Source organism: Rubrivirga sp. (assembly GCF_049648075.1).
Taxonomy (GTDB): domain Bacteria; phylum Bacteroidota; class Rhodothermia; order Rhodothermales; family Rubricoccaceae; genus Rubrivirga.
Genome location: NZ_JBARYR010000505.1, coordinates 1 through 8,719 on the forward strand (window position 1 = coordinate 1; position 8,719 = coordinate 8,719).

5 protein-coding genes and 1 pseudogene are annotated in these 8,719 nt (G+C 68.3%); 5 read left to right on the top strand and 1 reads right to left on the bottom strand.

Annotation, left to right across the window (positions count from 1 at the left end; all coding sequences use genetic code 11):
• The 3 genes from WBA11_RS14200 to WBA11_RS14210 all read left to right on the top strand — a co-directional run.
• On the top strand, positions 1 to 508 hold a 508-nt coding region (locus WBA11_RS14200), incomplete at its 5' end, for a glutamate ligase domain-containing protein (protein WP_424521327.1).
• A 196-nt stretch (positions 509 to 704) separates the two neighbouring features.
• Complete coding sequence (gene rho, locus WBA11_RS14205) at positions 705 to 2,129, top strand: transcription termination factor Rho (RefSeq protein WP_424521328.1); 1,425 nt, start codon at positions 705 to 707, stop codon at positions 2,127 to 2,129.
• A 153-nt stretch (positions 2,130 to 2,282) separates the two neighbouring features.
• The gene (locus tag WBA11_RS14210) at positions 2,283 to 3,005 is read left to right on the top strand and encodes a TIGR01548 family HAD-type hydrolase (RefSeq protein ID WP_424521329.1); all 723 of its coding nucleotides are present in this window, start codon (positions 2,283 to 2,285) and stop codon (positions 3,003 to 3,005) included.
• Positions 3,006 to 3,052: 47 nt separating this feature from the next.
• Here the strand turns inward: WBA11_RS14210 and WBA11_RS14215 are convergent, their stop codons facing one another.
• Positions 3,053 to 4,264, bottom strand: a complete 1,212-nt coding sequence (locus tag WBA11_RS14215) for an MFS transporter (protein ID WP_424521330.1) — start codon at positions 4,262 to 4,264, stop codon at positions 3,053 to 3,055.
• A 634-nt stretch (positions 4,265 to 4,898) separates the two neighbouring features.
• On the opposite strand from WBA11_RS14215, the gene WBA11_RS14220 reads away from it, so the two are divergent.
• Positions 4,899 to 7,883: a TonB-dependent receptor domain-containing protein gene (locus WBA11_RS14220; RefSeq protein ID WP_424521331.1), complete on the top strand. Its 2,985-nt coding sequence runs from the start codon at positions 4,899 to 4,901 to the stop codon at positions 7,881 to 7,883.
• 83 nt (positions 7,884 to 7,966) lie between these two features.
• A pseudogene (locus WBA11_RS14225) lies at positions 7,967 to 8,719 on the top strand (T9SS C-terminal target domain-containing protein); the annotation flags it as partial.

Below are 8,719 nucleotides of genomic sequence, written 5' to 3' on the forward strand. Positions count from 1 at the left end.
GGCGTGGAACGCGGCGCTCGCCGTCCGCGCCCTCGAGGTCGCGCTGGTGGACCGGATTGGTCTCGAGGACGTGCGGACTGGGCTCGCTGAGGTCGTGGAACGGAGTGGTCTGCGCGGTCGGGCGGAGCCGTGGAGCCGAGACTCTCGCGTCGTCCTCGACGTGGCGCATAACCCGGCCGGGTGGGCCGCCGCCCTCGAGGCTGTCGACGTGCCCGGTGGCGGTCGGCTCTGGGTCGTGGCCGGGCTCATGGCCGACAAGGACGTCGACGGGTTGGCCGAACTCTTCGCGTCGCGAGCACACCGGGTCCTGGCCGTCGGCCTCGAGGGCGACCGCTCGTGCCCCGCAAAAACCATCGAGGCGGCATTCGCACGGCACGGCCTCGAGGTCGAGGTCGCCGCGAGTGTGGAGCTCGCCCTTCGGACCTTTCGGAGAGAGGCCGCCGAGCGAGACCGCGTGCTCGTAACGGGATCGCATCAGACGGTAGCCGGCGCGCTCCGCATGACCTAGGCGTGGCGCGGGTCGCGGCGAACCCCGTGGATGTTCTCCAGTTAGACAGTGAGGATCAGCTCGGAACCCCATCGCCGGGTTAGGTCTCCAACCTTTGAATCTCTTCTAGTCGAACCGTCGGGCTTCTGCCCTTCTCGCCCGACGCCCGTCCCTTCTCCCGGTCGCTCCTTCCTTATGCGGAGGCGACCTCCCAATCATGAACATCGCTGTTCTGGAGCAAAAGAAAGTCTCCGAGCTGCACGAGATCGCCCGGCGTCTCGGGATCGAGCGGTACTCCGATCTCCGGCGCCGCGACCTGATCTACGAGATCCTCGGCGCCCAAGCCGACGCGGCCTCAGACGGGTCGGGACGACCGGCCTCGAGTTCGGAAGACCGCCCGGCCGTCCGGCCGCGGACTCGTCGCACCTCAGAGCCCACGCGCCGCGAGCCCGCACGCCGAGGTCAGAGACCGCGCCACCCGATCTCCCCCGACTGGCCCGCCTACATGCAGAGGTTCGATCCCTACGGGGTCGCCCTCGAGGGATTGGTCCGAAAGCGAGGCGTCTTGGAGATCCTGCCCGACGGCTACGGCTTTTTGCGCTCGGTCGAGTACAGCTACCTCCCGTCGCCGGACGACATCTACGTCTCGCCGAGCCAGATTAAGCGGTTCTCGCTCCGCGTCGGAGACACCGTCGACGGACAGATCCGGCCGCCGAAGGAGGGCGAGCGGTTCTTCGCCCTCATCCGCCTCCACACCATCAACGGCCGCTCCCCGGACGACTTCGACGAACGAACGAGCTACGACTTCCTGACGCCGTCTTACCCCGAGCACCAGCTCCGCCTCGAGACGGGCCCGGACGAGCTCACGACGCGAGCCATCGACCTGTTCGCGCCAATCGGCAAGGGCCAGCGCGGCCTCATCCTGGCCCCTCCAACGTCCGGCCGGACGACCCTCTTGCAGAAGTTGGCCGAAGGCATCGCGGCCAACGAGCCCGACGCCATCGTCTCGGTCGTGCTCATCGACGAGCGACCCGAGGAGGTCACCGACTTTCAGCGCGCCGTGCCCGGCGTCGAGGTGATCGCGTCCACGTTCGACGAGGCGCCCGAGCGTCAGGTCCACATCGCCGACCTCGTCTTGGAGAAGTCGAAGCGCCTGGTCGAAGCCGGGCAGGACGTGGTCATCCTTTTGGACTCGGTCACGCGCCTAGCGCGGGCACACAACGCCGTCCTGGACAGCGAGTCGAGCGGCCTCGAGGCCGCGGCCCTGCGAGGGCCGAAGCGCCTGTTCGGTGCCGCGCGCTCCGTCGAGGAAGGCGGCTCGTTGACCGTGATCGCGACGGCGCTGACCGGCACGGGAAGCCAGACCGCCGACGCCGTCCTCGAGGAGTTCAAGGGGACCGGCAACATGGAACTCGTGCTCAGCCGCGACCTCGCCAAGCGCCGCGTCTACCCGGCCATCGACCTCGCCGAAAGCGGCACGCGGCGCGAGGAGATCTTGATCTCGGCCGACCGCCTCCGAAAGATCTGGGCGCTCCGAGAGGAGCTCGCCGACCTCGAGGCCGTCGACGCGATGAAAGCTCTTCGGGACCGGTTGGCGGGCACCGAGAGCAACGACGCGTTTCTGGAGGGGATGGAGGGATAGAGGGGCGGAGGGATGCGTGGTGGCGAGACACGTCCTCGAGGTCGGACGGTCCCCCTGAGGCTTCGGCGAAATGAGACACGGTAATCCGCCTCCAAATGTTCGAGCGAGGGATCTTCCCCTTCGTCCCTCCATCCCGCATCCCTCCGCCCCTCCATGAAAGCCCTCCTTCTCGACATGGACGGTGTCCTGGTCGACGTCCGTGGCTCGTTTCGCCGCGCGATCGTCGAGACCGTCGCTCACTTTGTCGGGGAGGGGCCGACGCCGGAGCAGATCCAGGCCAAGAAAGACCAGGGCGGGTTCAACAACGACTGGGTGCTCTCGCACGCGTTCGTCCTCGAGGCCGGCGGCGACACGCCGTTCGACGACATCAAGGAGCACTTTAACCGTGTCTATCGGGGTGACGACTTCGACGGGCTCATCACGACCGAGCCCGCGGCCGTCCGCACCGGAACGCTGGAGGTGCTGGCCGACCGGTACGCGCTCGGCTTGGTGACCGGCCGCCCCGAAGCCGACGCCAACTGGACGTTGCGGCGCCACGGGTGGGACGCGCTGATCCCGGCCGTCGCGGGCATGGACCGGCAGGCGGGCCGAGAGAAGCCCGACCCGTACGGCCTGGAGCTCGTCCTCGAGGACTTGGGCATCGAGGCCGAACGCGCGGCCTACGCCGGAGACACCGTCGACGACATGGCGGCGGCACGAGCGGCGGGCGTCGTCCCCATCGGCGTCGTGCCACCTGGGTTCGATCTGGAGACGCACGGGCGGACCCTGATGGCCGCCGGCGCCCACGTCGTCGTCTCGACGCCCGACGCGCTGCCGGCGCTGCTGGCGACGCTCGACACGGCGCGCCCTCGAGGACGCATGGGCGAGGGCGAGTAGCCGACCTCGAGAGCGACACACGGACCTTTCCCGCGTACCTCCTCCCGCTACGCGACCTCGAGGGCGGGCTTGTCCCTCGCCTGCTCTGTTGGCTCCGGGAGCCAGCGCCAGACGAACCCCGCCATCAACAGAATGGCGACGGCCGAGGCGATCGTGTTGGCCTCGTACCCGAAGCCCGCGTAGATCTTGCCGCCGACCGCCGCGCCCATTCCCGTCCCGATCTGCCCGACGGCGATGGTCAGCGACAGGAACGAGCCCCGCTGGCGGGCCGGTACGAGTGCCGTCAGCAGGGCCTGGAGCGGCGCCATCCGCAGGGCGAAAAGCACCATCACAGCGATGTAGAACGGGTACGCCGCCCACCGTTCCGTGACCACGTACGGCAACGCCGCCGTCACGACGGCCAGGCCCAGGCACGACGTCAGGATGAGCGGCTTGCGGCCGATGACGTCCGACAACGCGCCCGCCTTCGGCCCGACCAGCACGCTTACGACGCCGCCCACCAGGAACAGCGTCGCGATCAGGTCCAGCGGCAACCCGAACACCTCGAGCGGCCGTCCGAAGACCTCGACCTCGAGGTCGAACTGTAGCGTGAGCCACTGTGGGAGGTAGACGATGAACAGGCCCAGCCCGAGGTACATCAGGAAGTACGTGGCCGCTGCCGCCGCCGTCCCCCTGCCCGTCAAGAGCCCGGCGTACTGTTGGAGCGAGCCTCGCAGGGTCGGACGGTTTTCGGAAAGCTTGACGTCGGGCTGAGGCACGATCGTGAGGATCAGTAGGAACGCGACGGCCATCACGGCCGCGAACGCGACGAACGGCATCCGAAACCCGAACTCGACGGCCAGCGCCCGGCCCAAGGGAATCCCGATCACCAACCCGAACGGGACGCCGCTCATCACCCAGCCCGTCGCCCACCCGCGCCGCTCGTACGGAAACGCGTCGCCGACGTAGCTCACGGCCGCTCCCGACAGCATCCCGCCACCCGCGCCGGCCAGGACGCGCATCCCCAACAGCGTCCCGAACGTGTCTGCCAAGCCGTGGAGCGCCAGGGCCAGGACGAGCGCGCCAGACCCGAACAGCAGCACGCGCCGCCGCCCGATGCGGTCCGAGATCGGCCCCATCACAAGCGCTGCGAACGCGAGCACCCACGAGTACATCGACACGAGGAGTCCGAGCGGTCCGACCTCGACGCCGAGTTCGCTGCCGATCAGTGGCAGGATGGGCGTGATGATGATGGTCTGGCTCGCGGCTGTAAAGACCAAGAGCCACAGCGCGAACAGCGTCGCCGAAGTACGGAAGGGGGTCGTCGGCAGAAGGTCCTCGTCGGAACAGGCGTTGGGAGAGACGGCGGGCGACGGGAGAAAGGTCCACCTCGAGGCCGCGCGTCTGGATGCAGCGGAGGACGAACGTTCGTCCAGGGAGACATCGGCTGAACGCCTCGGGTCTAAACCGTCCTCGAGAGCGAGTCTCCTTCCGAGCGTGATCGGAGACGAGGCCCGCCCTCGATGCGGAGAGATCCGATGGCGGCCGGGCTGGCGGGTTGGTGACACAAAGCCAGGTCGCGGAGGTGCTGCTCGCGCGTCGGCCGACCTCGATGGTGCGGTGCCGGGATTCGTCTCGCGCTTTGCAAGTCAGCACTCGCCCTCGAGGTCGGAAGCGCTACCAGGGTGGGGATTCGGCGGGCCTTCATCGAAACGGCGCGTCGGTAACGCTGGGGTAACGGGCAGGTAAACGCGACGTAACCCCGGCCGGGTACTGTCGGGACATGACGGGCTCGGGGTCCCACACCCCGGCCACATCCCACCGGCTCTCGTCGGTCTCCCACACCCTTCCCCTCGTATGTCGTTTGCAACCGACCGCGCCCAGCGCGGCCTCTGGCGAGCCCGCTGGTCGGCCTTGGCCTTTCTCTTTGTTCCCGCGCTCGCGTTCGCCCAGACGGGCACGATCGCGGGCACCGTCGTCGACGGTGATTTCGGCGGCGGGCTTCCTGGCGCGAGCGTGCTGGTGACCGAGCTCGGTACTGGAGACGCGGCCGACATCGACGGCAACTACGAGATCACGGGGATTCCTGCCGGGTCGTACTCGGTCCGGTACTCGTTCATCGGGTACGCCTCCCAACTCGTCGAGAACGTTCAGGTCACGGCGGGCCAGACGACGGCGATCAACATCACGCTCACCCAAGGCGCGGAGCTGGAGGAGGTCATCGTCGAGGCCGAGGAGATCATCGAGACGAACAACGAGGTCGGTCTCCTGCGGGTGCGGCAACGGGCGGCGGCGGTGAGCGACGCGATCTCGGCCGAGGCCATCTCCCAAGCCGGAGCCGCGACGGCCGCCGACGCCGCCGAGCGGATCACGGGCGCCAGCGTTGTCGGCGGCAAGTTCGTCATCGTTCGAGGCTTGGGCGACCGCTACGCCAACACCCAGCTCAACGGAGCCGCCCTCCCGACCGCGGACCCCGACCGTCGGAGCGTCCAGTTCGACCTGTTTCCGAGCGACTTCCTCGAGAGCATCACGACGATCAAGACGTTCACCCCGGACCAGCCCGGCGACTTTTCAGGCGGGATCGTCGACATCCGCACGCGGTCGTTGCCGGCCGGCTTCACGTTCAAGCTCTCGGGCTCCGGCTCGGTAAACACGGCCGTTCAGTTTGCCGACGACTTCCTCCGGGCAGACGCCATCGACGTGGGGTACTTCCCCAACCGCGCCGGGGACCGGGCTGCGCCCGACCTTATCGTCGACAACGACGCGGTCCCGTTCGGGAGCGCGGGCAACGCCAGAAGCGAGGCGCGGAACCCGGCCAACGACGCATTCCGTGCCGAGCTCGACGGGATCGCCAAGGCGTTCGACTCGGTGGCCGCCATCGACCCCGAGGGCGCGGCGCCCCTCAACCAGGGCTACGCGCTCTCCGTCGGCAACCGGTTCAACGTCGGCGGCAACCCGCTCGGCTTCCTCCTCGGCCTGACCTACGACCGCGGCGCGTCGTACTACGACGACGGCATAACGGGCCGCTTCCGGACGAGCTCGATCGACGCCGACGGCCGAGTCGGCCTGTTCCCGAACCTGCTCGTCAACGACGCCCGCGGGTCCCTCGAGACGAGCATCGGCGGCATCGGCAACCTGGCCTACCAGATCGGGTCGCTCAACGAGATCGGCGTCAACGGCATCTACTCGCGGATCGGCGAGTCCGAGACCCGGCTCCAGACCGGCGCCTACCCCGAACAGTACGGCCTCGAGGACGAGTCCACGCTGTTCGTCAACCGGACGTTCTCGTACACCGAGCGCGAAATGGCCTCGGTCCAGCCCCGCGGGCGCCACCGCGTGCCGGCCCTGGGCGACCTCGAGGTCGAGTGGACGGGAACGTTCAGCCGGACGACCCAGGACGAGCCGGACCAGCAGTTCTTGCCGCTCGTTCGTGAGGAGCGCGGCGTCCTCGAGGACGGCTCGCCGCGGTACCTCTTGCGGCCTCAGATCCTGGGCAGTCTGAGCCCGGCGATCCGGTTCTTCCGCGACCTCGAGGAGGACTTGGTCTCGGTCCAGGGCAGCGCGGCGCTCCCGGTCCAGTTCTTCGGACGTCGCGGCGAGGTCAAGGCCGGCGGCCGCTACAACCGGACCGACCGGACGGTCAACGAGCGACGGATCCAGTACGACCCGTTCGGCGCCATCCCGGTCGGCGACGACAACCTGGGCGACTACCAGGCCTACCTCGCCGACGACAACGTCGGGTTCATCGGGCTCGACTCGCGCGACCGCCCGATCGTCGGGACGCTGTTCGCCGACGTCACGCTCCCGACCAACAACTACCAAGGCTACCTCGACGTCCCGGCCGCGTTCGTCCAGGCCGAGGTCCCGCTCACGACCAACCTCCGGGCCATCGGCGGTGTCCGCTACGAGGGCACGATCCTAAACGTCGAGACCGGTCCGATCACGGAGGACTCGACGGCCATCGGCCGGATCGACGTCGACGACATCCTGCCGGCGCTGAACCTGGTCTACGCCATCCGGCCCGACATGAACGTCCGTGCGGCGGCCTCGAGGACGCTGGCTCGGCCCACGTTCCGCGAGATCGGGCCGTTCGAGAGCGTCAACTTCGCCCTCGACAACCCCGAGGTCGGCAACCCGACACTGGACCGGACGCTCATCACGAACCTCGACCTCCGCTGGGAGTGGTTCGTCCGGCCCGGCGACCTGCTCGCGGCGAGCGTCTACTACAAGGACCTCCAGAACCCGATCGAGCGGGTCATCCTCAACCTCAACGGGCTCACGTCCTTCCAGAACGTCGAGACCGCCGAGGTCTTCGGTGTCGAAATCGAGGCCCGGACGGGGCTCGGGATCCTGACCCAGAGGCTCGAGAACCTGTCGCTCGGCTTGAACCTGACGTTCACCGAGTCGTCGATCTCGCTGAGCCCGGACGAGCTCGCGCTTCGCCGCCGGTTCAACCCGACCGCGCCGGACACGCGCGCGCTCCAGGGGCAATCGCCGTACATCGTCAACGCGAACCTGAGCTACGACAACGCACGGTCGGGTACGTCGCTCGGCGCCTTTTTCAACGTGTTCGGCGCCCGGCTCTCGCGCGTTTCTGTGGCCGAGACGCCCGACGTGTTCGAGCAGCCGCGGCCGCAACTCGATTTCATCGCGTCGCAGCAGATCCTGCCGCAGCTGAGCCTCAAGCTCACGGCCAAGAACATCCTCGACACGCGGTTCCGAGAGGAGTTCGACCGCTCGGGCGGCGTGACGACGACGGTACCGGCTGGCCGCGGCTTCGAGGACTTCGGCTACACGTTCCAGGAGTACGGGCTCGGTACGTCGTTCTCGATCGGTCTCAGCTTCAGCCCCGGCGCCGGCGGCCTGGCCTCGCCGCGCGTTCCCAGCCCTTCAAACTGATCCCCGAGGGCGGTGCCGCCGCCCTCGCCAACGGCCTCGCGGGGCGGCCTCTGAGCCCCGATCCCTCCCACTCTTCCCCTCCCATGAACTACGCTACCCTTCGCTCGGCCCTTCTGGCCGTGTTCCTGCTGCCGCTCGCGGCGTCAGCACAGAACACGGTCGTGGTCACGAGCGACATCACCTCCGACGTCCGCTGGACGACCGGTAACACCTACGTCCTCGACGGTCTCATCTTCGTTGACGCGGGCGCGACGCTCACGATCGACGCCGGAACGGTCGTGAAAGGCCGGGCCGCCAACGAGATCAGCACGGGCGACTTCGCCTCAGCTCTGATCGTCAAGCGCGGCTCGAACATCGAGGCCAACGGCACCGCCGACGCCCCGATCATCTTTACCGCCGAGCGCGACGACGTGTCCAACCCGGACGACATCGCGCCGAACGAGCGCGGCCTGTGGGGCGGCCTCATCGTCCTGGGCGCGGCCCCGACGAACACGGGCGTTGCCGACAACCCGATCGAAGGCGTCCCAGAGGCTGAGAACGCCGTCTACGGTGGAACGGATGAGGATGACGACTCGGGCACGATTCGCTACGTCTCGATCCGCCACGGCGGCGCGGACATCGGCGCGGACAACGAGATCAACGGCCTCACGCTCGGTGGCGTCGGCAGCGGAACCGAGATCGAGTACGTCGAGGTCCTGGCCAACCAGGACGACGGCATCGAGTTCTTCGGCGGTACCGTCGACGTCAAGTACGCGCTCGTGGCCTATTCCGGCGACGACTCGTTCGACTACGCCCAAGGCTGGCGCGGCAACGGCCAGTTTTGGATGGTGATCCAG

What these genes read in the sequence shown, in the direction of transcription:
- rho (WP_424521328.1), top strand. Translation starts at nt 705, where the DNA reads ATGAACATCGCTGTTCTGGAGCAAAAGAAAGTCTCCGAGCTGCACGAG.
- WBA11_RS14210 (WP_424521329.1), top strand. Translation starts at nt 2,283, where the DNA reads ATGAAAGCCCTCCTTCTCGACATGGACGGTGTCCTGGTCGACGTCCGT.